Below are 23162 nucleotides of genomic sequence, written 5' to 3' on the forward strand. Positions count from 1 at the left end.
AACAGCCAGGTGGCCCCCTAACCGGACGAGCGGCCCTCGACCGCAGGAACGGTGTTGCCCGGCACCGCTCATGCGGGGCAGGGCCGCTCGTCCGCCAATGCCCGCGGCCTCAGCCGGCTACGGAACCGCGAACTCCCCGATCCGCCCCTCCCGCAGCGCAGCCCCAACGGCGTTGATCGCCCCGTAATCCGGGAACAGAACCGACTGGCCCGCGATGAATCCGGAGCCCGCCGTGGGCAGGGTCATGGTGCCGATCGCGTTCACGTCCAGGTTCCGCAGGCTGTAGGCAAGGATGGCAGCCTGCACGGGGTCGAAGCCCCGGTCCACGGTCAGGCAGCAGGACGCGAAATCCACCAGACCGCGCACGGCGTTGACGTCATTCAGGCCGCCCCCGCCGGTCAGGCGGGCCAGGATGGCTTTGAGCAGGATCTGCTGGTTGCGCACGCGCTGGAAGTCGCCGTCGGAAAATGCGTACCGCTCCCGGGCGAACTCCAGCGCGGACTGCCCGTCCAGGTGGTTCACGCCCGGACCGAAGACGTGCCCCGTGTCGTGCGTGGACTGGAACGGAATGGGCACGTTGACGTCGATCCCGCCCAGCCCGTCCACCATGCCCCGGAAGCCGTGGAAGTCCAGCATCACGGTGTGGTCAATGGTGATCCCGAACAGCGACTGAACCGTCTGGGTGGTCATGTCGATGCCGCCGTACTGCAGCCCGGCATTGATCTTTGCGCCGCCGAAGCCCGGGATGTCCACCCACGTATCCCGGTTGATGGAGATGATGTACAGGGTTCTGCGGTCGGCGGGGACGTGGACCAGCATGAGGGTGTCCGACCGGTGGTCCATGGCCTCGCCGGTTGCCGCCGTGTGGGCTGCGGCGTCCCGAGCACTGGCACGGCTGTCGCTGCCGATGACCAGCACGTTCATGGGCGCCGCAGGCAGCTCCGGGATCGGCTCGGGCGGCGGCGGGGGAGCAGGGGCCGGCGGCGGCGTTTCGGAAGGAGTTTCCGAGGGGGTTGCCGACGGGGACGGAGATTCGCTCTGCGTCGCAGCGGGCTGCGCCTCCGTGCCGGAACGGTTGAGGCTGATGACTGCGACGACGGCGGCGGCCACCAGGACCAGCGCCAGCAGTGCGGCTATCCAGCGCCGGCGGCCGTGCGCCACCCAGCTGCCGTTGTGGGGACCGGGGGCGGGCCCGGATGCGTTGGGGCCGGAGGGGTCAGAACCGTCAGGCGTGCTCATTGTGCCTCACCTCTTTGTGAATGGGTGGGATCAGTGTCCGCCAGCCGAGGCCCTGCTGGCTACAAAGTTGTCCAAACTGTCACCTTGCGGCGCCTGACGGGTCAGACGAATCACGCTTGATTACGACGGCGGCAGCGCGGTCAGGCGGGAACGTCGCCGCCGGGAGAAGTGCCGGGGTCGCCGGAGAGGTGCGGGACCGCCCGAACGCTACGGCGACTCCGCACGTGTCCCGCGAGCCGGTGCGTTCAGGCGCGCGTGGCGGAGGATGGAGACGATCGCGGACGCCAGTTCGTCCTCCATCTGCCGGTACACCTCGGGCGCCCGCCGGTAGGGGTCGACGATGTCGTTCTCGGTGGCGTCGGCGGGCAGGGACAGGTGCCGCACCCCCGCGGCCCGTGCCGGGAGGCTCTTCCAGAAGGCGGTGTTGGCGCCCAGCCAGCCGCCGTCGTCGTCATCATCCCTGGCGGGCGCGCTGCCCCCGGATGCTGCTGCGCGCTGGTCCAGGACGTCGAGCATGCGGGCGAACTCGCGGATGGTGAATGTCCGTTTGAGGAGGGAGGCGTCCAGCTGCAGCACCTCGCCGCGGTGTGCGGAGGTCATGGTGAGCACCAGGTCCACGCCGCGGAGGATCTTCGGGGTCAGCTGGCGCGCGGCGAAGTTGTCCGGGTTCCCGCCGAAGGTGCGGACGATGTCCGCGGAGAGGGGCTGCATGGGGTCCCCCACCATGGCCCGGGTGCCCGCGCTGGCCACAACGAAACCGCCCGGCACCGCCTGGTCCAGTCCCGCCTGCAGCAGCCGCTCGGCCACCGGCGAGCGGCAGATGTTGCCTGTGCAGACGGTCAGGATTTTTACTGGTTCGGACGTGTCCAAGGGGATTTTCTCTTTCCAGCCGGTGCGCGGACCGTCCAGCCCGCGGATTTCAACTTAACACGCATCACCCGGACCCTCTCTCACTTGATGCGGGTTTTTGGGGAACCCTCTCTCACCTTTCCGGGCAGGAGGCACGATGATATGACCGTGGAGAAAGTTATCGGGCGTGACTGCGTCATTGCCGGCGGCGGACCGGCCGGGATGGTGCTCGGCTACCTGCTGGCACGCGCGGGGCTGCGCGTTACAGTGCTCGAGAAGCATGGCGACTTCTTTCGTGACTTCCGCGGCGACACCGTGCATCCTTCCACCGTGACACTGCTGGGCGAGCTCGGGCTGCGGGAAAAATTCCTGCAGCTGCCGCTCACGCGCCTGCCCGCGATGGACGTCGTCATGGACGGCCGGCGCTTCACTATCGTGGACTTCAGGACCCTCCCGGAGCCCGACAACTTCCTGGTCCTGGCGCCGCAGTGGGATTTCCTGAACTTCCTGGCCGGCGAGGCGTCGGCGTTTCCCAACTTCGAGCTGCGCATGCTCACCGAAGCCACCGGCCTCATTGTCGAGCAGGACGAGGTTCGCGGCGTACGGGCGGCGACAGAGGACGACGACGACCTTGAGATCCGTGCGACGCTCACCGTAGCTGCGGACGGGCGGGCGTCCGGGCTGCGCGCCGCGGCCGGGATGACTCCCGACGAGTTTGGCGTGCCCATCGACGTTCTCTGGTTCAGCCTGCCCAAACCGCCGGAACCGCCGCCGGCAACCCTCGGCTACATCTCCCGCCAGGGCATGGTCCTGACCATCGACCGCGGCGACAGGTACCAGTCGGGCATGGTCATCCGGAAGGGCGGGTACGACGAGCTTCGTGCGGCAGGGCTGGAGGCGCTCCGGGCCAGGATCAGCCACGCGGCTCCTGTTCTGCGCCCCGTCGTCACCACCCTCGTGGACTGGGACCAGATCAAGCTCCTTTCGGTCCAGATCAACCGGCTCCGCCGCTGGTACCGTCCGGGATTCATCGCGATCGGCGACGCCGCCCATGCGATGTCCCCGATGTTCGGCGTCGGCGTTAACTTCGCCATCCAGGATGCCGTTGCGCTGTTCAACGCCATCTCCGGGGACCTTGCGGCCGGGACCGCGCCGGCCGGAAAGCTCGCGGCGGTGCAGCGGCGCAGGGAGAAGCCGGTGAAGGTGATGCAGTTGCTCCAGCGCAACGGGCACAAGGCCATTGTCCGGGCAACCGCCGGCAACAGTGTCGCGCCGCGCTGGTTCGTCGGGCTCCTCCGGTTCGCCTCGCCCCTGCTGCGCCGGATGACTGCCCGGTTCATCGGCGTCGGAATCCGTCCCGAGCACGTCAGGCCCGGCGCCTGACTGCAACGTGGGCCCGCCCTGCGTCCCGTCCCAAACCGACGCTCTTTCACTTAACGCGGTTTTCCAGCGGATGCTCTCTCACTTAACGCGGTTTTCCAGCGGATGATCTCTCACTTTCGTAAGGAAAGTGAGAGAGCATCGGCCAATTTGGCCCGTTAAGTGAGAGAGGGTCGGGAGGGAGGGGCAGGTTAGAGCGCGGCCAGCATCTCCTTCATCTGGGCGATCTCAGCCTCCTGGGACGTGACGATATCCCGGGAGAGCTGGATGGACCCGGCGTGCTTGCCGGCGGCGATCTCCTGCTTTGCCATGTCGATCGCGCCCTCATGGTGTCCGATCATCTGCTCCAGGAAAAGCCGGACGGCTTCCGTTCCCTGCGCGGCCTTGAGCTTCTCCAGGCCCTGGGAGTCCACCATGCCGCCCATGCCGTGTCCCGAGTGGTCCGACATCATGACGGGCACGTTCCACTCTTTGAGCCAGCCGGTCATCGTCTCGATCTCGGGCGCCTGGGCGTTCTTGATCTTGGTGGCCAGCGCGGTGACCTCCGCGGGCAGGTCCGGCTTGGCGAGCATCATGTCGCTCATCTCCACCGCCTGCGCGTGGTGCGGGATCATCATCTGCGAGAACATGATGTCCGCCTGGTTATGGTCCGCACTGGCGTCCGGCATCATGCTGGCCATGGGGCCGGAGCTGCCGTGGTTCATGGGCATGGTGTTTCCGCCGGAGCTTCCGGAGCCGGCGGCGCACCCGGCAAGGCCGAGCGAGGCCGCCAGGGCAGCGGCGATGGTAAGGGTTTTGAGGTTCGTGTTCATTTTTTGGGGTGTCCTTCAGGGAAGTAATGTGAACTGGGCCAATCGTGCGTGGAGAGCCACGCGGCGCAGTCCGCTTACGTCCGGCTGATGGACAGGTCGCAGGGTGTGGGGCTTGCCGGGATGTACGAGTACCCGACGGCGCCCCGGGCGATGGCTGTGGGCGCGGGCCCGGCGGTGCCGGCCTGGGGCGGGACAACGGCGAGCGAAGCGGTCTTGGCCAGCGGGATGCAGGGTGCGCCGGCTTCCTGCGCGCCCGGGCAGCCGGAGCTGCAGGATTCTGCGGCCGAAAAAGTTGCTCTTGCGGCCTGGTATCCGGCAGCGGCGCCGTGAGCCTGTCCTGAGCCCTGTTCGACGGCGGGGTGCCCGGCCAGGTGCCCGACGGCAGGGTGCCCGCCTGTGTCCCCGGCGAGGGAATGCACGACGGCGGCGTCCCCGGCGGAGTGCCCGCCGGGGAGTTGTGCAGCGGCAGGTTGTGCCGCCTGGGGTTGGACGACGGCGGCGTGCCCCGCGTGCGAGGAGTGGGCGGTCATGACGTGCATTCCGAAGATCCCGGCCACGATGGCCAGGACGGCAGCCAGCAGTCCCGCGCGGAGGAGTGCGGCCGACAGGACGCGGGTGCGTGCGGTCATGCTGCTTCCTCCTTTCTGCTGAACAGGTTGCTGCTGGACTGGTTTCTGCCGGACCGGGTCTTCACCGGGGCCGCTCCTGCACGTTCAACGTACCTCGGACGGGTTGAGTTTCACCCGCCGGAGCAGTTGGACGTTCAAAGCCACCACGATAGTGGATGCGGACATCAGGACCGCGCCCGCGGCCGGGGAGAGGACCACGCCGGCGAACGCCAGGACGCCTGCGGCCAGCGGCACGGACAGGATGTTGTAGCCCGTGGCCCACACCAGGTTCTCCCACATCTTGCGGTAGCTGGCCCGGGACAGGTCCACCATGGACAGGACCGCCCGCGGATCGTTCCCGGCCAGCACCACCCCGGCAGACTCCATGGCCACGTCCGTGCCGGCGCCGATCGCGATGCCCACCTCGGCGCGTGCCAGCGCCGGCGAGTCGTTGACGCCGTCGCCCACCATGGCCACTTTCAGCCCGCGGGCCTGGAGCTCGGCCACCTTCTTGTCCTTGTCCGCCGGCAGGACTTCCGCGAACACCTCGTCGATCTTCAGGTCCGCGGCCACGGCCTGCGCCACCTGCCGGGCATCGCCGGTGATCATGCCGACCTTCACGCCGCGGTTCTGCAGGGCAGCAACCGCCTGCCGCGACTCCGTCCGCACCGCATCCTCGAGGCTGACCGCCCCCAGCACGCGGCCGCCGTCGTCAATGACATGCAGGACGGCAGCGCCGCGGTCCATCCACCCGCGGGTGGACCGCGCCAGGGCGGAGGGTTCGACGGCGCCAAGCTCGCGCAGGAGCGCGGGCCCGCCCACGTGCACCGTGCGCCCGTCCACAGAGGCCCGGACGCCGCGGCCGGTCAGCGAGGTGAAGCCGGCGGCGGCAGGCAGGGCCAGGTTGCGTTCCCGGGCTGCGCGGACGATGGCCCGGGCCACAGGGTGCTCGCTGTCCGACTCGACCGCGGCGGCCAGGGCCAGCAGCTCGTCTGCACCCACCCCGTCAGCGGCCGCAACGTCCACCAGCTGAGGCTCGCCGGTGGTGAGGGTGCCGGTCTTGTCGAAGAGGACCACGTCAATGGTCCGCATCCGCTCCAGCGCCATCCGGTTCTTGATCAGGACCCCGGCGCGGGCAGCCTGCTCCGTGGAGATGGCGATCACCAGCGGGATGGCCAGGCCCAGTGCATGCGGGCAGGCGATGACCAGGACGGTGACGGTGCGGGTCACGGCTTCCGGGATGCTGCCCATCAGGGTCCACGCGGCAAAGGTGATGACGCCTGCGCCGGCAGCGAAGTAGAACAGGAAGGCCGCGGCACGGTCGGCCAGCGCCTGGGCCCGAGAGGACGATGACTGCGCCTCGGCCACCAGGCGCTGGATGCCGGCGAGTGCCGTATCCTCGCCAACCGCCGTCACCCGGACGCGGACGCTGGTATCCGTGGCGACTGTTCCGGCCACCACGGGATCGCCCGGGCCGCGCGGCACGGTCTTCGATTCGCCCGTGATCATCGACTCGTCGAATTCCGCCTGCCCGTCCACCACCGTTCCGTCGGCCGGCATGCGGCCGCCGGAGCGGACCAGGACCAGGTCGTCGGGCCGGAGCTCGGAGACGGGAACGGTTTCCGTTCCGGTGCCTGTGATCCGTTCGGCTTCGTCGGGCAGCAGCGCGGCGAGGGCATCCAGGGCGCCCTGGGCCGCCCCCAGGGCGCGCATCTCGATCCAGTGGCCCAGCAGCATGATGGCCACCAGCAGCGCCAGCTCCCACCAGAAGTCCAGGTCAAACCCGCCCAGGCCCAGGCTGGTGACCCAGGAGGCCGCAAACGCCACGGTGATGGCCATGGCGATCAGGAGCATCATGCCCGGCCGGCGGTCTTTCAGCTCCTGCAGCCCGCCCTTCAGGAACGGCTGGCCGCCGTAGAGGAAGATGACGGTGCCCAGGACGGGCGGGATCCAGGCTGATCCCGGAAAAGCGGGCACCATGTAGCCCAGGATGTGGCCCACCATGGGGCTGAAGTAGACCACGGGGACGGACAGCGCCAGCGTGAGCCAGAACCTGTTCTTGAACATGGCCGTGCTGTGCCCGGCGTGCTGCCCGTGGGTGTGGACGGCGTGGTCGTCGTCGTGGCGGGCATGGCCGCCCGGCCCGCCGGCAGCCGGGGGAGCCTCGGGTTTGGTGAGGGTCCCGCGTGAGGGGCCGTCGTCGTGATGGTGCATGTGCTGGTGATCCTGCAGGTGTTCCATATGTTCCTCCTTGGAGGACGCCGCAGCCGGGGCCATCAGCCCCGGCGGGAATGTCAGTTGGAAGCCAGGGAGTACCCGGCCGAGGTGACGGCCTGCCGGACCGCCGTGTCCGAAACGGTGCCCGTCACGGTGAGGCCGGAACGGCCGCCCGGTACGAGGTCAACGGATGCGGATTCAACGCCGTCGAGGGCGGAGATGGCCTTCTCGACGGTCTGGACGCAGTGGCCGCAGGTGAGGCCTTCAACGGCGAACGTCCGCCGGGAGCCTGTGCCGGCGTCGGAAATTACGACGGCGGCTGGCGCCTTGTGTGCGTGTGCGGCAGGGGAGCAGCAGCTGCAGCCGGCACTGGAGGCCAGGGGGAGCGCGGTCCGGTTTTCAATGTCAAACATGTCAGTTCCATTCCTTGTGAAGGATGATTCCTTGCTGGAGTAGCAGGGTGCTGGGGTTGAACGGCTGTGATGGCGGTGCGGGCACCGGCCGGGACATACCACTTCACTGACAACACCTTGAATATACCCCTAGGGGGTATAGCGGTCAAGCTCTTTGCCTGTTCCCCGGCCGGGGGAAAGGGGCTATGGGCACTATCCGGCGCGTGTCCGGGCGGCAATACTTGGAGCAGTGCGTGCCGACGGCCCGCGGACGACTGCTACAAGGGGGGGTGGCCCGTGACGGAACTCCGTGGCCCTTACACCTACTCAAGCGCACTGGGGGACAGCCCCTGCGGTGCCGGAACCTTCCACGTGGATCTTGCGTCGGGGAAGATCCGCTGGTCCGAGGGCATGTTCCAGCTGCACGGATACCGGCGGGGCGAAGTTGTGCCCACCCTCGAGCTGCTGTTCTCCCACAAGCATCCCGAGGACAGGCCCCGGTGCGAGGAGATTGTTGCGCAGGTTGTCCGGACCGGCGGCTACTTCTGCATGTACCACCGCGTTATCGATGCCCAGAGGCGGACCCGGCGTGTTCTGACCTCCGGCGACGGGATCGTGCACGACGGCAGGGTCACAGCCCTGGAAGGGGTGATGATCGACCTCACCGCGACGCTCCAGCGCGAAACCGAGCAGACGGCGCGGGATGCGGTGGCCGGGGCGACCTCCACCCGCACGGTGATTGACCAGGCACGCGGCATCCTCATGGGCCAGCTGAAGATGGGGTCGGAGGATGCCTTCCAGATGCTGGTCAGCACCAGCAGCCACCGGAACGTGAAGCTGGTGGTGGTCGCCGCGGAGCTCGTGCAGCTGGCCAACTCCGCGGAATCGCGCAACTACCTGGAAACGGCTGTGAAGGCCATTGCGATGGACGGGCAGCGGAGGCCGGTTCGCCAGCAGGCCGGCTAGCAGGTTTCCCGGGACACGCGGCCCGCTGGGATAAAGCGCGCGCCGCTAGTGGTGCTCCACCCAGCACGCCAGGATGGTGGTGGACAGCTGGTAGGCCAGGGCGTTGCGGCTGACGGCATCCGGACCCACGGTTCCCGGCAGGCCTGATGCGTCCACCTGCAGCACGAAGTTGTCCTTCTGGAACACTGCTGAGCCGTCAGCGGTCTCGTAGGCAGGAAAACCGAGGTTGGCCAGTCCATCAATGGGCACGGCGCCGACCGCAAGGGCTTGCATGGCGTCGAAGTACGTCAGCGCCGCCGCCTGGTCCGGCGCCTCCCTGACGGAGATTTCCAGGGCGCCCTCGTCCAGGTGGTAGATGCACGTGAAGGTGCTGTCCGCCCATGTTTCGACAGTATGGGGGTCATCCCCAAGGTCAAGGATCGCGGTGAGCCGGTCCATCGGCTGGTCCCCGCACACCATCCTTGCTGCCTCGCTGGGTCCCCTGCTGGCGTCCCGCGGGGACGCGGGGCCGCCGCCGTGGTGCCCGGCGTGGCCGTCCTGCTGAGGCGAGGGCGAGGCACCCGATGGCGCGGCGGCGGGGGCAGGGGTGTTCGACGACGGCGCTCCCGCCCCGGCTTCCGTCGACCCCGCCGCCGCCGCGCAGCCTGCGAGCAGCAGGGCAGAGAGTGCCAGGGCGGCGAACAGTGGGAAGCGTTTAGTCATGGCTCTTCCGTCCTGGCCGCATCCGTTCCGGATCCTACGGCCGTAGGTGGGTGTTTGCCTGGAAGCGGGTCAGGCTTTGAGCTTGGCATAGATCACGTAGTTGTCGTCGAAGAGCCCGGTGGCGGGATCGTAGCCATCGCAGGTGATCAGCCGCAGTTCGGGGCCGGAGGTGTTTCCGTAGACCTCCAGCGTGGGGAAGCTGTCCTTGCCGTAGAGCGCACCGCGGTCAACGGTGAAGACGGCCGTGCTGCCGTCAGCGCGGGAAACGGCGATGTCCATCCCGGGGACCAGCTTGCGGAGGTCCGCGAAGACGCCGCCGCGTCCGTTGGGCGAGTTGACGTGGCCCAGAATGACGGATGGTCCGCGTTCGCCAGGGGTGGGGGATCCGTTGTACCAGCTGGCCGGGGCACCGTTCCCGCTGTCCTGGGGGACCTCAAGTGATCCGTTCTCCCGCAGGCCGAGTTTCAGGAGGTCGGTCCGCACTCCGATGGCAGGTATTTCCAGGGTAACCGGCTCGGACCGGGCCAGGGCCGCAGGTCCTGCGGCAGGAGGCACGGCCGCTGCGGGGGTGGACACGGAAGGTGCCGCTGCAGCCGGGGCGGGCGGGGGAGAGTCGACGGCCGCGGAAGGTGGGGCGCCGGCGTCGGACGTTCCGGTCATGCCGGAGCCGCAGCCGCCCAGGGCCAAGGCGAGCAGAAGCCCGGCCGCCGTGGAGGCCCCAACGCCCCCGCGGCGGCCGGAATTCGTGTCAGTCACGGTGATCCAGTCAGCCTGTAGTTACGCGGCTGATCCGGAGTTGCGGCGGCGTGCCACGTAGGCGCCGCCGGCGAGGGCAGCCAGGGCGAGGCCACCGCCCGCCGCGAGGGCTGCGGTGCCGGTGCCGGTTTCCTGGGGAATGCCGGTGTCAGCGCCGCCTGACGGCATCTTCATCTGTCCGGCCACCAGGGTCCCGCACAGGGCCGGGGACGTGGCAGCCAGCGGGAGGGTGGGTGCGAGGTCGCTCTTTGCCGCCTGGCCGGCTGCGCTGAGGGTTGCGGGGTCAAGGCCGTGGACCACCACCACGGCGGTGCCTGCCTGGAGGGCCGCCTTGGTCTCGGCATTCAGTTCAAACGTGCGGTCGACGGTGTATGCGGCGCCCTGGCCGCCGACCTTCAGGTCAAGGCCTGCGGCGGGGCTGGTGTCGCCGCTGGTGGAAAGGGTGGTGACGATGCCGCCGTAGGACGGGGCGCCCTCGGTGGTGGAGATGACCTGGTCGCCGTCCTTGTCGGCAGAAGGGCCCGGGCAGGTTCCCTGGGCTCCGCCATGGATGTGCTGAACGTGCGGGTACGGGGCATCCATGAAGGTGGCGGGCAGGCCCGAAACCTTGAGGACAACGTGGGCCTGGTTGCCAGTGACATCAAGGGTGATGCTCCCCGAGCCTGCGCTGCCGTTGATCTGGCCCAGGGTGGACTGGTAGTGGTTAGCGCCGTCCTGGGCCATGGCTGGGGCTCCGGAAAGGGCAAGGGCCCCCAGAGCGAGGGTGGGAACAGCGAGGTAACGAAGTGTCTTGTTCATCGGAAAGCATCTCCTCATACAAGTGACATGGTTGTCCCAGTTGAGGGACAGGAGTGATTCGGCGCCACTCCTGTTTCGGATGGGAAAAAAGTGAAATGGCGCACAGTGCAGCCCCTGTAGGATGGACAAAGGTGCGCCGGGAAGTCTGGTCGGCATGATTTTGTCGAACCCAGATGCCGGGAGCCCCTATGAACCATCCCTCGCCCATTACGCCCCCTTCTCCGACACGGAAGCCCGCGGTCTTTTCCCGCGGCAGCTACGCGGAGGCGCTCCGGATCGGGGAGATTCTCCGCAAGGAAACAGTGGGCGGGGCCCTGCTGGTCTCCGCTGCGCTCATCGCCCTCCTCTGGGCCAACTCGCCGGCGTCGGACAGCTACTTTGCCCTCCGCGATTTCAAGGTGGGCTACGAGCCCTGGCACCTTGACCTCAGCCTCGGCGCCTGGGCAGCGGACGGACTGCTGGCCATCTTCTTCTTCCTGGTGGGCCTGGAGCTGAAACGCGAGTTCGTTGCCGGGGATCTTCGCCAGATCAGCAAATCGATAGTTCCTGTTACCGCAGCCGCGGGCGGCGTGCTGGTTCCGGCGCTCATCTACGCGGCAATCAACTTCACCAGTCCTGAAACCCTGCGCGGCTGGGCCATCCCCACGGCCACGGACATCGCCTTCGCCGTGGCGGTGCTGGCCATTATCGGCTCACACCTGCCCAGCGCACTGCGGATCTTCCTGCTGACGCTGGCTGTGGTGGACGACCTCATCGCCATCACCATCATCGCGTTCTTCTACACCAGCGACCTGCAGCCCGTGCCGCTGCTCCTGGCCCTCATTCCGTTGGCCATCTATGCGTTCCTGGCCCAGAAGTTCCGCTACTTCTTCGGCCGCAAGGTCCTTGCATCCTGGTTTATCCTGCTGCCCCTGGGCGCGGTCACCTGGGCCCTGGTGCATGCCTCAGGCATCCACGCCACCGTCGCCGGGGTCCTGCTGGGCTTCGCCATCCCCGTCATCCGGTCACAGGCCGGCGGCGGCCCGGAGGCAGGGCCAGGCCTGGCGGAAATCTTCGAGCACCGGTTCAGGCCCATTTCCGCGGGCATCGCGGTACCCGTCTTCGCGTTCTTTTCCGCCGGCGTGGCGGTGGGCGGCCTGGAAGGACTGGCTTCAGCGCTCGCGGACCCGGTGGCCCTGGGCATCATCGCGGCGCTTGTACTGGGCAAACCGATCGGCATCCTGGGCACCACGTGGGTCCTGACCAAGGCCACCAGCGCGGAGCTGGACACCTCGTTCAAGTGGATCGATGTCTTCGGCGTGGCACTCCTGGCCGGCATCGGCTTCACGGTATCCCTGCTGGTGGCCGAGCTGAGCTTTGGGCAGGGCACCCTGCAGGACGACCACGCCAAGGTGGGCATCCTGGCCGCGTCCCTGCTCGCCGCCCTGCTGGCCACGGCCGTGCTGAAGACCCGGAACCGGCACTACCGGGTGGCCGAAGAACTGGAAAAGGTGGACGCCGACCAGGACGGCATCCCGGACGTGTACCAGGGCAGGGCCTAACAACAAGGGGTCACTCCGCGCCCAATTGACCGCTCGGTCAGGGCGCGGCGTGACCCCGCGTTGGATATGGCCGTGGGGCAGGCCTCAGCGGCGTACTGAACTCCGGCGGCCGGCCACCGCTTCAGCCGTTCCCACCAGGAGCACCGAGGCGATGACGGCCACGATGAAGCCCAGGAAATTCAGCTCGAAAATGTCCCCGGTGCCCAGGAGCGAAGCCACCACGCCGCCGATGACGGAGCCCGCAAGGCCCAGCAGGAGGGTGGCCAGCAGGCCCAGGTTCTGCTTGCCCGGCTTGATGAGGCGGGCAAGTGCGCCGATGATGAGGCCTGCAACGATGAATCCGATCACGGTGTGCTCCTTCGGGGTGGTTGCGGGCGGGTGACGCCCGTACTGCCGCAGCGGTGCCGCAATGGGTACATTCTATGCACGCGCAGGTGCCGTCCCTTTGGCCGGGACGGCACCGTCAAAAGGGCGGAAATCAGGCCGGGGCCAGCGGCTTGGCCTGCTCCTCCACATGCCGGATCTCCAGCGCCTCAGGGTCCAGCAGCTTCCGCGCGCCCGTCCTCGCGTCCAGGATCCAGAACAGTTCCAGGGCGGGTACGACGTCGGTCACCCGCCCGCGGTGGAATAGCTTGCCGTTGTGCCACGCCTCGATCTGGTCGCCGATCCGAAGCTGAGCGGTGAGAACTTTATGTGCCTCCATGATGCGCCTCCTGCTGTTGTGTCCCCGTATGCACAGCATGCCGTGGCAAGGTTGCTGAATTGTTTCAATCGAGTATTTTTCCTGTGACCTTCGGGGGCCGGGGCGAGTGCCGGCTGGAGGCTTGGCCGGCGGCGTGTAAAGGAACCATTAATAAACGGTCCCTCCGGGCTCCGCCGCTTTTGCCCGGTGCTAGCTTCGGCATGAACCAGTGCAGTGGCAGCGTGGAAGGAAATGCCATGACCACGTTGAGCAGGCCGCCAGCTGATCCCTCCGCGCCGCGGCCGAGGGGAATGCAAGCCTTCAGGCTGTGGCTTCTGTTCGGGCTCCAGGACAGCAAAGGCACACACCTGGGCCCCGGCGTGGCGGCGTCCTCCCACGGGAAGGTCCATCCGTGGTGGCAGGTCATGTGCCTGACGGGTGTCGACTATTTCTCCACCCTTGGCTACCAGCCTGCCATCGCCGCGCTCGCTGCCGGCGTCGTTTCGCCCGTCGCCACAATGGTGCTGGTCGCCGTGACGTTGCTGGGCGCCCTGCCCGTCTACAGGCGGGTCGCCGTCGAAAGCCACCACGGGGAAGGCTCCATCGCCATGCTCGAGCGGTTGCTGCCCAGCTGGGGCGGCAAGCTCCTGGTCCTGGTCCTGCTCGGCTTCGCCGCCACCGACTTCATGATTACCATGACCCTCTCCGCTGCAGACGCCACCGCCCATGTGATTGAGAACCCGGTTGTGCCGGACTGGCTGCACGGACAGAACGTCCTTGTCACCCTGTTCCTCCTGGCGTTGCTGGGCGCCGTCTTCCTGCGCGGTTTCAAGGAAGCCATCGCCGTCGCGGTGGTCCTGGTGGTCCTGTACCTCGGCTTGAATGCCGTGGTGGTGGGCGCCTCGCTGGTTCAAATCTCCACCCAACCGGTCGTCGTCGGCGACTGGTGGGCCACCCTGCTGACTTCCCACGGGGACCCGCTCATGGCGGTGGCAGTCGCCCTGATTGTTTTCCCGAAATTGGCGCTGGGGCTTTCCGGTTTCGAAACCGGCGTTGCGGTCATGCCCCAGGTCAGGGGCGACGAGAACGACACTGAAGAATATCCTGCGGGGCGTATCAAGGGAACGCGGCGGATGCTTACCGGTGCCGCGGCGATCATGAGCGGGTTCCTCATCGCCACCAGCTTCATCACCGTCGTCCTGATTCCGGAGCAGGAATTCCAGCCCGGCGGCCAGGCGAACGGGCGTGCCTTGGCCTACCTTGCCCATGAATACCTCGGCGTCGGCTTCGGGAGCATCTACGACATCAGCACCATCGCCATCCTGTGGTTTGCCGGCGCCTCCGCCATGGCAGGCCTGTTGAACCTGGTTCCCCGGTACCTTCCCCGTTACGGCATGGCCCCGGGGTGGGCCAGGGCCGTGCGCCCGCTTGTGCTCGTGTTCACCCTTGTCAGCTTCCTCATCACTTACCTCTTTGACGCCGACGTCGACGCGCAGGGCGGCGCGTACGCAACCGGCGTCCTGGTGCTCATGACCTCCGCAGCGGTCGCCGTCACGCTGTCCGCGCAGCGAGGGGGCCACCGGGGACGCGCCCTCGGGTTCGGCGCAATCGCCCTGGTTTTCACCTACACCACCATTGCAAACGTCTTCGAACGCCCCGAGGGCATCAGGATCGCCGGGGTTTTCGTTCTCGGCACCATCGTGATTTCCCTGCTGTCCCGCGTCGGGCGCTCCTTTGAGCTGCACGCAACCCGTGTCCACCTGGACCAGCAGGCCCTGGAATTCATGTCCAGCACCCTCGAAGGCCCCATCGCCATCATCGCCCACGAGCCTCTGCGGAAATCGGCAGAGGCTTACCGGCACAAGCTCGCCTCAGCCATCGACGTCAGCCACCTGCCCGTCGAACACGAGCCGCTGTTCCTTGAAGTGATCGTCGATGACTCCTCCGATTTCGAAACGGAACTGTTTGTCCGCGGTGTGACCCGCCACGGCTACAACGTCCTCGAAGTCCACGGGCCCGTGGTCCCGAACACCATCGCCTCCGTCCTGCTCCACATCAGGGACGTCACCGGGCTGATGCCGCACATCTACTTCCGCTGGACGGAGGGCAACCCGATCACCAACCTTCTGCGGTTCCTGTTTCTCGGGGAAGGCGAAATCGCTACAGTCACGAGGGAAGTGCTGCGGGAAGCCGTTCCGGACGTCACCAGGCGCCCCTGGGTCCATGTCGGGTGACGGTACGCGACGCGCGGACTTGCCTGGTGGGGGACGGTTGTCACTCCGGGGTGCCTCGCGGATCAGCTCATTCGCCGCCCCGGCCGGCAGGTCGGGCTCGGTGGACGGGAGGGAAAGAAGGCCCCCCGGTATGCCTGGACCTCATACTCGCTCGACCAGCTTTCCACTGACCTGCACCAAAGAGGCACCGGCCGCCCGAGCGTCCTGGATCAGCTGTTGGAGTGCCTGGTCATGGGTGATGCCGTGGCGTTCCATCAGCACCCCGCAGGCGCGGTTGATGGTGTCCCGGCTGGCCAACGTGGCTTTGAGCTGTTCGGACATCCGAAGCGGCGCCTCGCTGCCTTGGACGTGGGCCACAAGAGTCGCCGCTGCTCCGGCGAACAGGGCCAGGGTGCGGCCGCGGTCTTCGTCATACTGCCCGGGCAGGGCTGAATAGATTTTCAAGGCTCCGATCGAATCCTTTCCTGCCAGCAGCGGCGCGCTGGCCACGGAGCGGACGGGCAGCCCGGCAACGGCCGACGCCCAGCGGGGCCACCGCCCGTCCGTGTGGACGTCGTGCACGATGACCACTTCTTCCGCTGCCCACGCCATGAGGCACGGGCCCTCACGCAGTTCGTACTGCGCGGCGTCGGCCTGCCTCACCACGGCATCCGTGGAGCCGCTGCTGATCAGGCCGCCGGCCGGATCCAGGAGCGAGGCCCCTGTTCCGGGTGCGCCCGGCATGGTTTCCTTGATCGCCTGGGCCAGCAGGCTGACCGCCCTGTCAGCCTTCTCCTGGCTCAAGAGCAACCCGCGGATGCGCGCCACAGCCGCGGTCAGGTCGTCGAGGGGAAGGCGGCTCACTCCGCCACCTCCTGGCTCCGCCCGGGCGGCATCACGTGACAGCGGGGTAGCTGTAGAGGCAGTCGGGGGCCCGGGCAGCCGTCGCTGGACGGATCGAAAACCGCGGCGTGGTCAAGGAACTGCTGGAAGTGCGAGGTTGCCATGGTGGGCCCATTCCGCTTCTGCACCGTGTGCCGCCGGTTTACTACAGCGACTGCTCCGGGGGGCCTGTGCAGGGGGCCGGGAGGGGACTGGAAATGGATCCCGTCACACTCCTGAGATTACGCGTCACAAAAGGGGAAGTACAGGCGAGCCCCGCCCGGTGGCGGCCATGGGGAGTGCACCGGATGCAGCGCCGGGGGCTTGCAGAGGCCTTGATCCCGGGCAAGCCTTCCCGGGCATTGGTAAGTGTGCTTATATATTCTTCTTTGGCGGTAAGCAAAGCCCGTCACCCAGGGTGCTGTTGCCCCGCCGACATAACGGAGGACACTGCCATGAATGATCCTTTGATTGAGGCTATGCACCATCACGAGCCGCTGAGTGACCCGCTCGAAGAGGTCCACCTGCGCCTGGCCGTAGCCGCATCGGACATCGCCGAGTTGCGGGCGGAGATAGCCCGGCTGGACCGGAGCCTGGATGACTCGCGGCGGGTGAACCAGCGGGCCGCTGAGCTGCTGGACCTGGTTTACGAGCGCCTCGCGCAAGGCTGGGGCACGTCGGGCCGGGCGGGCGCGCCGGCCGTTCAGGATTCCTCCCCCCTGTAGGGGCCAGGGCACCGAAGTTCAAAGGACGACGGCGGTGGGCGCCGCGAGCATTGATGGCGCCGCGGAGGCGGCACCACCACCTGGAACCGGCCCGCCTCCAATGCCTTGCAGCAAGGAAAGGTGCGGCTCCACCGGAGCCGCACCTTTCGTTTTCCCTGCCGCTGACGCTACCGTTGAGTGCATAGTCATGCACATATGCACTCAAGGAGTTGGGCCCATTGTTGTCGGTGCTGCGGAACATCACGTACCGCCGGCTGTTTGCCGCGCAGATGGTTGCGCTGATCGGCACGGGCCTGCTGACGGTTGCCCTCGGGCTGCTGGCCTATGACCTTGCCGGCACCAATGCCGGGTCCGTCCTGGGGACTGCGTTGACGGTCAAGATGTTTGCCTACGTGGGCCTGGCGCCGGTGATCAATGCGCTGGCGGCCCGGTGGCCGACGAAGCGGGTCCTCATCGGGGCCGACGTGGTGCGCGCGGCGATGGCGCTGTCCCTGCCGTTCATCACGGACGCCTGGCAGATCTACGTGGCGGTCTTCCTGCTCCAGTCCGCCTCCGCCACCTTCACTCCTGCCTTCCAGTCGCTGATCCCCACCGTCCTGCCGGATGAGCGGGACTACACCCGGGCGCTGTCCCTGTCCCGGCTGGCCTATGACATGGAAGCCCTGGCCAGCCCGGCCATAGCCGCGCTGCTGCTGACCGTGGTGGGCTACAGCAACCTGTTCCTCGGGACGGTTTTCGGCTTCCTGTCCTCCGCCGCCTTGGTGGCCATCAGTGCCCTGCCCAAACCCATGCCAGCTGCGGTGCGGCAGGCCTCGCTGTGGCACCGCACCACCCTGGGCGCCAGGATCTTCTGGCGGAACCGGCGGCTGCGGTCGCTGCTGGCCCTCAACATGGTGGTCGCGGCCCCCACGGCACTGGTGCTGGTCAACACTGTGGTGTACGTACGGGAGGTCCTGCTGCGGCCGGAAACTGACCTGGCCCTGGCGCTGGCCTGCTTCGGCACGGGGTCCATGATTGTGGCATTGTCCGCCCCGCGGGCGCTCGGCCGGTTCGGGGACAGGTCCGTGATGCTCGCTGGCGCCGCCGCCATCCCCTTCGTCCTGGCCTGCGCCGCTGCGCTCTCCGTGCGCCCCGCCGGAGGCGGGTGGTGGCTGCTGCTGGGCCTGTGGCTGCTGCTGGGCGCTGCCAGCGCCACCATCCTCACGCCGTCGTCAAGGCTCCTCCGCCACGCGTCCACCGTGGACACCCGTCCCTACGTTTTTGCGGCGCAGTTCTCCCTCTCGCACGCCTGCTACATCATCACTTATCCGCTGGCCGGGTGGGTGGGCGCCGCGGCGGGCCTGGGCTGGGCTGCGCTGGCCCTGACAATTGTTGCGATGATAGGCAGTGCAGGAGCATTCCTTTCCTGGCCGCGGCATGATGACGCGGAGGCCACGGACCGCGCAGAGAAGGAGCAGGACAGTGAGCAGCCAGCCCGGTAGCAAAGCCATCTCGGCCGCTGACGTGCCGTCCCTGGTCCACCACGTGACCCCGGGGCCGGAACTGCTGGAGGCGGCTTCCGCAACCCTTCGGATGCTCGCTGAGCCGACGCGCCTGCACCTGCTCTGGCAGCTGTCCCAGGGCCCCAGGACCGTTACGGAGCTGACGGCAGCCGTGGGTGTCCCGCGGACAGTGGCAAGCCAGCACCTGGCAAAGCTCCGCCTGAGCGGGCTGGTGGACACCCGCAAGGACGGCCGCCACGTGATCTACTCACTCCACGACGGCCACCTGGCGCGGCTCATCCGTGAAACCATCAACCACGCTGACCACCGCATCACGGGCGAACCCGCCCACGGATAAGGTGCGGCACCGCCCGCCGCGGCCGAAATGATCAGCACCCTTAGTGATTTGTGGTTACGATGGGAAGGTAAGCCGCTGGCGGTACGCCGGCGGGAGCCGACCGTAGGGAGAAACACCATGGGTTTGGACGACAAGATTGGTAACGCAGCCGAGAAGCTTGGCGGCAAGGGTAAAGAGGCCACGGGCGAGGCAACAGGCGACGACCGCCTGAAGGCCGAAGGCCAGGCAGACCAGGCCAAGGGCGACCTGAAGCAGGCCGGCGAAAAGGTCAAGGACGCTTTCAAGAAGGACTGACGTACAGTCCACGCGCCCAGGGTGCGGTTCCATCTGGAGCCGCACCCTTTGCTTGTTGCAAGATGTGTATCGAACCCGGGGCTGGTCTCGGCCTCACCCGGGAGTGGCCGCTTCAGGGGGTTTCCGGTGCCTTTCCGGCCAGTCCTGGAAGTGGTAGTCCCGGAGGAACCAATGGGCGGCGGCAACCATCAGCAGGAAGCCGGCCGCCCCCACAACGACGAGTTCGGTGGCAATCCCCACGATAACGAGTGCGAATGCGGCGATGAAGGCCAGCACTCCGCGCGCCATAGCGGCTGCCTCGCGCGGATGCCCGCCGGGCGCACCAACCTGCAGTTTCTGGTCCAGGCCCGGATCACTGGACGCCAGCTCCTTTTCGAGCATTTCAAGGCGCCTGCGCTCTTCCTCCGACATTCCCATGGGAAGCCCCTCGTCAGCTTTCTGGATCAGGTAAATCGGAATCGCCCTTACCTTTCCCCAATCTCCACGTTAGGCAGGCCTTGACTCCACATCAACGCACGTAATTGATATGCAATGGGTTTCCTGCAAGCGGTGACGTTGCTGTTATCAGACAGAAAAAGCGCACACTGGCAACGTCGGCAGGCAGGCGCACGGGAACTGGTTTTTTGCCGCAGGAAGTACGCCCCCAGGGTGCCGGCCAGGGTGGCGAAGACGGCCACGGAGTAGATCGCCAGATGGACTTGGAGCACGCGGGAGAAGATGCTGGTGCCGGTGATTCCACTGCCGGTGATGGCTGCCATGGCTGGCTCGAAGAGGGAGTCGGCGTAGGAGGCGTGCTCTCCCGTTCAGCTGGCCCAGCGTCCTTGCCCGAGACGCGCAGGACCACCAAGGCCGCATAGGAGACCGAGCCAATGACCAGGACACGGAGAATCTCAAGCCCACGAATCAAACCACATACGCGTCACGCTCCTTCACTAGGGAGTCCGGCCAGCTACAGGGACAGGGGAACTCGTTGACAGTACGCTTAGCATTTCCGGTTCAGCCAGCTTCAGGCCAACCGACGAATGGAAGGGGTGGCATTGATGAACGGGCGCAGCGCACACTGGCTCGATTCCCTGCGGACCCGGTTGTGGCCGCTTCCGCTGCTGGCGGTTACCCTGGCCGTGGTGCTGGGCATGGCCCTGCCGGCGCTGGACGGCAACGTTGACGGCCAGCTGCCCCGGAGCGTCACAGTCTTCCTCTTCAGCGGAGGCCCGGCAGCGGCCAGGTCCGTCCTGCAGGCGATCTCGGGCTCGCTCATCACGGTGACGTCCCTGACGTTTTCGCTCACCGTGGTCACGCTGCAGCTGGCCAGCAGTCAGTTCTCGCCCCGGCTGCTGCGGACCTTTACCTCTGACCGGTTTGTCCACGGAACCCTGGCGCTTTTCCTGGCAGCGTTCGCCTTCGCCCTGACCGTCCTTCGGAGTGTCCGGGACGAAGGCAGTGGAAACACCCCCTTCGTTCCGGAAATCTCCGTCACGCTGGCCTTCGTGCTCGCCATCGCCAGCGTCGTGGGGCTGGTTCTCTTCCTGTCGCATCTCACCCGCGAGATCCGCGTGGAGACCATGATGCGCAGGGTCAACGTGGAAACCCAGGAAACCATTGACAGGGTCTTCCCCGAAGACCGCCCCGGCCGCGGGCCCGAGCCTTGTCCGGGGCCCGGCAGCGTTCCCATCACCTGCGCTTCCTCGGGCTTCCTGACCTCCTTGGACAAGGACGCACTCCTGGAGGCTGCGAAAGACTCCGGGGCTGTTCTGCGAATAGACCGGGAGCCCGGCAGCTCATTGGTGCAGGGCGTCCCCTTCGCCACCGCCTGGCCTGTGGCGCCGGGAGCAACCTTCACCGCCGAAACCCGGGAGAAGCTGGCGAAAGCCACCAATGCCGCCGTCGCCACCGGGTTTGAGCGCACCAACGTCCAGGACGTCGGATTCGGGTTCCGGCAGCTTGTGGATGTTGCCGCGCGTGCGCTCTCCCCGGGTATCAACGATCCCACCACGGCAGTGCACGTCATCGGGCACCTTTCGGCCCTCCTGTGCAGGCTGGCTGAGCGGAACCCCGGACCGGAATTTCTGGTTGACGACGACGGGCGGGTCAGGGTGGTGCTGTCTCTTCCCGGGCTTGGGGACTTCCTGGACATCGCCATGAACCAGCCCCGGCATTATGGGGCCGCGGATTCGGCCGTCGCGGCCCGGCTCCTCAGGCTCCTCCAGGAACTCGCGTGGTGTGATGGGGAGGGCCGGTACCGGGCGGAGATCGTGGACCACCTTGGGCGCATGCGCAACGCCATCGGGAGCGCGGACTATTCAACCGCCGAACGGCAAGGCCTGCTGGACCTGTCTGATTCCATCGCAAAAGTAATACTCATGTGATCTGCGGAACAGGAATCCGAAGCTAGGCTGATAAAAAGCCCTCTACAGGAAGTGGTGATGGCCACACTGGGTTCGTTCGCGCATGGACTGCTTCGCTGCCTCGTTGTGCTGCGGAGCGTTTTCGTGTGGGTGCTCCTGGTCTTGCTCATTGCCGGTGCCGCTTCCTATACAGCCGGCAGCCGGTACGCCCTGGTTCCCGGCTACAGCCCGGTGCAGTCGGCGGGTGGACAGGCAGTTGGGGACCTGCCGCCGCAGGCTGCAACCGCGGCCGGTCCGGCGGAACCTTCAGCCTCCGCGTCGCAGTCCGTCCGCGTCATTCACGAGGCCGGACCGTCCGCAGAGCCTGCGGGACTCGAGAACGAGGGCGAGCGGAAGAAGGCTCCGCGCGGCGAACCGGTCCCGGTGCGGACCGGGGCGGTGGACCCGCCGTCGCTGGTCCAGCGGTTGCCCGGTGGGAGCCTTCATTCCAGTGACATCCCGCCGGAGCCGGAACTGCCCGCGCTCACGGTCGTGGATCTCTCCATCAGCAGGACGTAGGAACGGTTCGCCGTTCCACCCCGTCAAGACCTGCTGCATAGATCTGGAAAGAGAAACCAATGACACATGTACAGTCCATGCTCGATGCCCACCCCAAAGACGTGGGGGGCATCGACAAGGCCAAGCTCGTGGAATGCATCCAGGCGTGTTTCGACTGCGCGCAAACGTGCACGGCGTGCGCGGACGCATGCCTGAACGAGGAAATGGTGGCCGAGCTCGCCAAGTGCATCCGGACCAACCTTGACTGCGTCGACATCTGCGCCGCCACCGGAAAGATCCTTTCCCGCCACGGCAACTACGATGTCGGCATCACCCGGGCAGTCCTGGAAGCATGCCGTACCGTCTGCAAGGCCTGTGCCGAGGAGTGCGGCCAGCACGCGAGCATGCACCGCCACTGTGAGGTGTGCGCCGAAGCCTGCCGCCGCTGTGAGCAGGCCTGCGCCGACCTCCTCTCCTCGCTGGCCTGAGTGGGGAGTGTTGGTTATGACACATTCACAGGTTCCGTTGGCGGTTCGACGCAACTATGGCCGGGGAGCGGCCCGTGCCTGGCGGGCGGAAGACCCGCAGCTGCGGCGGATGCTGGCCACGCACGTCCACTGCGGTGAGCCCATGCAGCTGGTCGGTGGGGACACTTTGCAGGACGAGGGGCTCGCGGTAAGGAACGACGGCGGCCTGCTCACTTACCGCTGCGCCTGCGGGTTCAGCTTCGATCATAGCGAGGGCTGACCGGCCCGTATTAAGCGGCCGGGTTGTCCTTGGTGCTGTTATTGGGGGGGCCGAGGGCAGCCCGCCTGCGCGGATCAGTGCTGCAAAGCGTCAGCCCCGGCCGCTGAGCCGTTCGATGAGCTCGTCGGCCTGGGCCAGGTTGCGGGCCATTTTGGCGCGTTCTGTGACGGCCTTCTCCAGGTACCCCGCGCGTTTGGCCCGCGCGTCGTCGGTGCCTGCTTCCTGCGGGGCGAACAGCTCGAGGATGTCGGCCATTTCCTCCAGCGAGAACCCCAGGGGCTTCATCTGCTTGATCACCATGAGGCGCTCGAAGTCGTCCTCTGAATAGACCCGGAAGCCGCCGTCGGTGCGGGCCGTGGCTGGAAGCAGCCCCACGTCGTCGTAATGGCGGATGGTGCGCAGGGACAATCCTGTCCGTTCCGCCAACTCTCCGATATGCATGGTGGAAGTACCGGTTCGTGCTGTCATGCGTGGGCCTCCGTAATGTCCGCGTTCAACCCTACCATCACGTTAGGGTAGAGTTGTTTCTGGTCGGTGAGACGCCTGTGCGGACTCCCGGCATCCCGGCGCGAGGCTGCGCCCCTTCATCTTTTCGAAAATGTGAGGGCGCTCCATGCGTGCGCCTTTCTGAGCATGAA

27 protein-coding genes are annotated in these 23162 nt (G+C 67.0%); 12 read left to right on the forward strand and 15 right to left on the reverse strand.

From position 1 onward, the window contains the following. Positions 1-117: 117 nt before the first annotated feature. Both GK109_RS14175 and GK109_RS14180 read right to left on the reverse strand, forming a co-directional pair. Positions 118-1239 carry an LCP family protein gene (locus tag GK109_RS14175; protein ID WP_157241337.1) on the reverse strand — a complete coding sequence of 374 codons (1122 nt, stop codon included), beginning with the start codon at positions 1237-1239 and terminating at the stop codon, positions 118-120. 207 nt (positions 1240-1446) lie between these two features. Next, positions 1447-2109, reverse strand: a complete 663-nt coding sequence (locus GK109_RS14180; protein WP_157241339.1) for a low molecular weight phosphatase family protein — start codon at positions 2107-2109, stop codon at positions 1447-1449. Between the two features lie 141 nt (positions 2110-2250). Between GK109_RS14180 and GK109_RS14185 the strand changes: the two genes are divergently transcribed. After that, the gene (locus tag GK109_RS14185; RefSeq protein ID WP_157241341.1) at positions 2251-3471 is read left to right on the forward strand and encodes an FAD-dependent oxidoreductase; all 1221 of its coding nucleotides are present in this window, start codon (positions 2251-2253) and stop codon (positions 3469-3471) included. Positions 3472-3659: 188 nt separating this feature from the next. Here GK109_RS14185 and GK109_RS14190 read toward each other — a convergent pair whose 3' ends face one another. The 4 genes from GK109_RS14190 to GK109_RS14205 all read right to left on the reverse strand — a co-directional run bounded on the left by GK109_RS14190 (position 3660) and on the right by GK109_RS14205 (position 7518). Next, the gene (locus GK109_RS14190; protein WP_157241343.1) at positions 3660-4280 is read right to left on the reverse strand and encodes a DUF305 domain-containing protein; all 621 of its coding nucleotides are present in this window, start codon (positions 4278-4280) and stop codon (positions 3660-3662) included. A 74-nt stretch (positions 4281-4354) separates the two neighbouring features. After that, positions 4355-4909: a hypothetical protein gene (locus GK109_RS14195; protein WP_157241345.1), complete on the reverse strand. Its 555-nt coding sequence runs from the start codon at positions 4907-4909 to the stop codon at positions 4355-4357. A gap of 84 nt (positions 4910-4993) precedes the next feature. After that, positions 4994-7129: a heavy metal translocating P-type ATPase gene (locus GK109_RS14200; protein ID WP_231754863.1), complete on the reverse strand. Its 2136-nt coding sequence runs from the start codon at positions 7127-7129 to the stop codon at positions 4994-4996. 53 nt (positions 7130-7182) lie between these two features. Further along, entirely contained in the window at positions 7183-7518 is a 336-nt protein-coding gene (locus GK109_RS14205; RefSeq protein WP_157241347.1) for a heavy-metal-associated domain-containing protein, read from the reverse strand. A gap of 276 nt (positions 7519-7794) precedes the next feature. Here GK109_RS14205 and GK109_RS14210 point away from each other — a divergent pair, with 276 nt between their 5' ends. Continuing rightward, complete coding sequence (locus GK109_RS14210; protein WP_370460592.1) at positions 7795-8463, forward strand: PAS and ANTAR domain-containing protein; 669 nt, start codon at positions 7795-7797, stop codon at positions 8461-8463. A 45-nt stretch (positions 8464-8508) separates the two neighbouring features. Here the strand turns inward: GK109_RS14210 and GK109_RS14215 are convergent, their stop codons facing one another. From GK109_RS14215 to GK109_RS14225, 3 genes are all read right to left on the reverse strand, one after another. Continuing rightward, entirely contained in the window at positions 8509-9165 is a 657-nt protein-coding gene (locus GK109_RS14215; RefSeq protein ID WP_157241349.1) for a hypothetical protein, read from the reverse strand. A 69-nt stretch (positions 9166-9234) separates the two neighbouring features. Further along, on the reverse strand, positions 9235-9921 hold the full coding sequence (locus GK109_RS14220; protein WP_323056786.1) for a sortase domain-bontaining protein: 687 nt from the start codon (positions 9919-9921) through the stop codon (positions 9235-9237). Between the two features lie 21 nt (positions 9922-9942). After that, entirely contained in the window at positions 9943-10719 is a 777-nt protein-coding gene (locus tag GK109_RS14225) for a CHRD domain-containing protein (protein ID WP_157241351.1), read from the reverse strand. Positions 10720-10907: 188 nt separating this feature from the next. Here GK109_RS14225 and nhaA point away from each other — a divergent pair, with 188 nt between their 5' ends. Then, the gene (gene nhaA, locus GK109_RS14230) at positions 10908-12260 is read left to right on the forward strand and encodes a Na+/H+ antiporter NhaA (RefSeq protein WP_157241353.1); all 1353 of its coding nucleotides are present in this window, start codon (positions 10908-10910) and stop codon (positions 12258-12260) included. Between the two features lie 84 nt (positions 12261-12344). Here the strand turns inward: nhaA and GK109_RS14235 are convergent, their stop codons facing one another. After that, positions 12345-12608, reverse strand: coding sequence for a GlsB/YeaQ/YmgE family stress response membrane protein (locus GK109_RS14235; RefSeq protein WP_139030225.1), 264 nt, complete (start codon positions 12606-12608; stop codon positions 12345-12347). Between the two features lie 130 nt (positions 12609-12738). Next, positions 12739-12963 carry a hypothetical protein gene (locus GK109_RS14240; protein WP_157241356.1) on the reverse strand — a complete coding sequence of 75 codons (225 nt, stop codon included), beginning with the start codon at positions 12961-12963 and terminating at the stop codon, positions 12739-12741. Between the two features lie 236 nt (positions 12964-13199). Here GK109_RS14240 and GK109_RS14245 point away from each other — a divergent pair, with 236 nt between their 5' ends. After that, complete coding sequence (locus tag GK109_RS14245; protein WP_157241358.1) at positions 13200-15176, forward strand: amino acid transporter; 1977 nt, start codon at positions 13200-13202, stop codon at positions 15174-15176. Between the two features lie 141 nt (positions 15177-15317). On the opposite strand, the gene GK109_RS14250 is transcribed toward GK109_RS14245, so the two are convergent. Next, the gene (locus GK109_RS14250; protein ID WP_370460593.1) at positions 15318-16019 is read right to left on the reverse strand and encodes a GAF and ANTAR domain-containing protein; all 702 of its coding nucleotides are present in this window, start codon (positions 16017-16019) and stop codon (positions 15318-15320) included. A 473-nt stretch (positions 16020-16492) separates the two neighbouring features. Here GK109_RS14250 and GK109_RS14255 point away from each other — a divergent pair, with 473 nt between their 5' ends. The 4 genes from GK109_RS14255 (at position 16493) to GK109_RS14270 (ending at position 18895) form a co-directional block, all read left to right on the forward strand. Continuing rightward, positions 16493-16762 (forward strand): hypothetical protein, encoded by a 270-nt coding sequence (locus GK109_RS14255; protein WP_157241362.1) that lies wholly within the window; start codon positions 16493-16495, stop codon positions 16760-16762. A 218-nt stretch (positions 16763-16980) separates the two neighbouring features. Further along, complete coding sequence (locus tag GK109_RS14260) at positions 16981-18243, forward strand: MFS transporter (RefSeq protein ID WP_157241364.1); 1263 nt, start codon at positions 16981-16983, stop codon at positions 18241-18243. Next, positions 18224-18601, forward strand: a complete 378-nt coding sequence (locus GK109_RS14265) for a metalloregulator ArsR/SmtB family transcription factor (protein ID WP_321214274.1) — start codon at positions 18224-18226, stop codon at positions 18599-18601. The genes GK109_RS14260 and GK109_RS14265 overlap by 20 nt, the downstream gene beginning before the upstream one ends. 117 nt (positions 18602-18718) lie before the next feature. Beyond that, on the forward strand, positions 18719-18895 hold the full coding sequence (locus GK109_RS14270) for a CsbD family protein (RefSeq protein WP_157241368.1): 177 nt from the start codon (positions 18719-18721) through the stop codon (positions 18893-18895). Positions 18896-18988: 93 nt separating this feature from the next. On the opposite strand, the gene GK109_RS14275 is transcribed toward GK109_RS14270, so the two are convergent. Both GK109_RS14275 and GK109_RS22095 read right to left on the reverse strand, forming a co-directional pair. Further along, positions 18989-19312, reverse strand: coding sequence for a DUF3040 domain-containing protein (locus GK109_RS14275; protein WP_157241370.1), 324 nt, complete (start codon positions 19310-19312; stop codon positions 18989-18991). A 47-nt stretch (positions 19313-19359) separates the two neighbouring features. Then, positions 19360-19653 (reverse strand): hypothetical protein, encoded by a 294-nt coding sequence (locus GK109_RS22095; protein WP_231754864.1) that lies wholly within the window; start codon positions 19651-19653, stop codon positions 19360-19362. A 282-nt stretch (positions 19654-19935) separates the two neighbouring features. On the opposite strand from GK109_RS22095, the gene GK109_RS14285 reads away from it, so the two are divergent. From GK109_RS14285 to GK109_RS14300, 4 genes are read left to right on the forward strand one after another with little or no spacing between them, the layout of a single operon-like run. Then, the gene (locus GK109_RS14285; protein WP_157241372.1) at positions 19936-21261 is read left to right on the forward strand and encodes a DUF2254 domain-containing protein; all 1326 of its coding nucleotides are present in this window, start codon (positions 19936-19938) and stop codon (positions 21259-21261) included. Between the two features lie 57 nt (positions 21262-21318). Continuing rightward, on the forward strand, positions 21319-21798 hold the full coding sequence (locus GK109_RS14290) for a hypothetical protein (protein WP_157241374.1): 480 nt from the start codon (positions 21319-21321) through the stop codon (positions 21796-21798). A gap of 59 nt (positions 21799-21857) precedes the next feature. Beyond that, on the forward strand, positions 21858-22265 hold the full coding sequence (locus GK109_RS14295; RefSeq protein ID WP_157241376.1) for a four-helix bundle copper-binding protein: 408 nt from the start codon (positions 21858-21860) through the stop codon (positions 22263-22265). Positions 22266-22281: 16 nt separating this feature from the next. Next, entirely contained in the window at positions 22282-22524 is a 243-nt protein-coding gene (locus GK109_RS14300) for a hypothetical protein (RefSeq protein ID WP_157241378.1), read from the forward strand. Between the two features lie 90 nt (positions 22525-22614). Here GK109_RS14300 and GK109_RS14305 read toward each other — a convergent pair whose 3' ends face one another. Then, positions 22615-22992 carry a MerR family transcriptional regulator gene (locus tag GK109_RS14305; RefSeq protein WP_157241380.1) on the reverse strand — a complete coding sequence of 126 codons (378 nt, stop codon included), beginning with the start codon at positions 22990-22992 and terminating at the stop codon, positions 22615-22617. Positions 22993-23162: the final 170 nt, after the last annotated feature.

The organism is Pseudarthrobacter sp. GA104, from assembly GCF_009741265.1.
Lineage (GTDB): Bacteria > Actinomycetota > Actinomycetes > Actinomycetales > Micrococcaceae > Arthrobacter.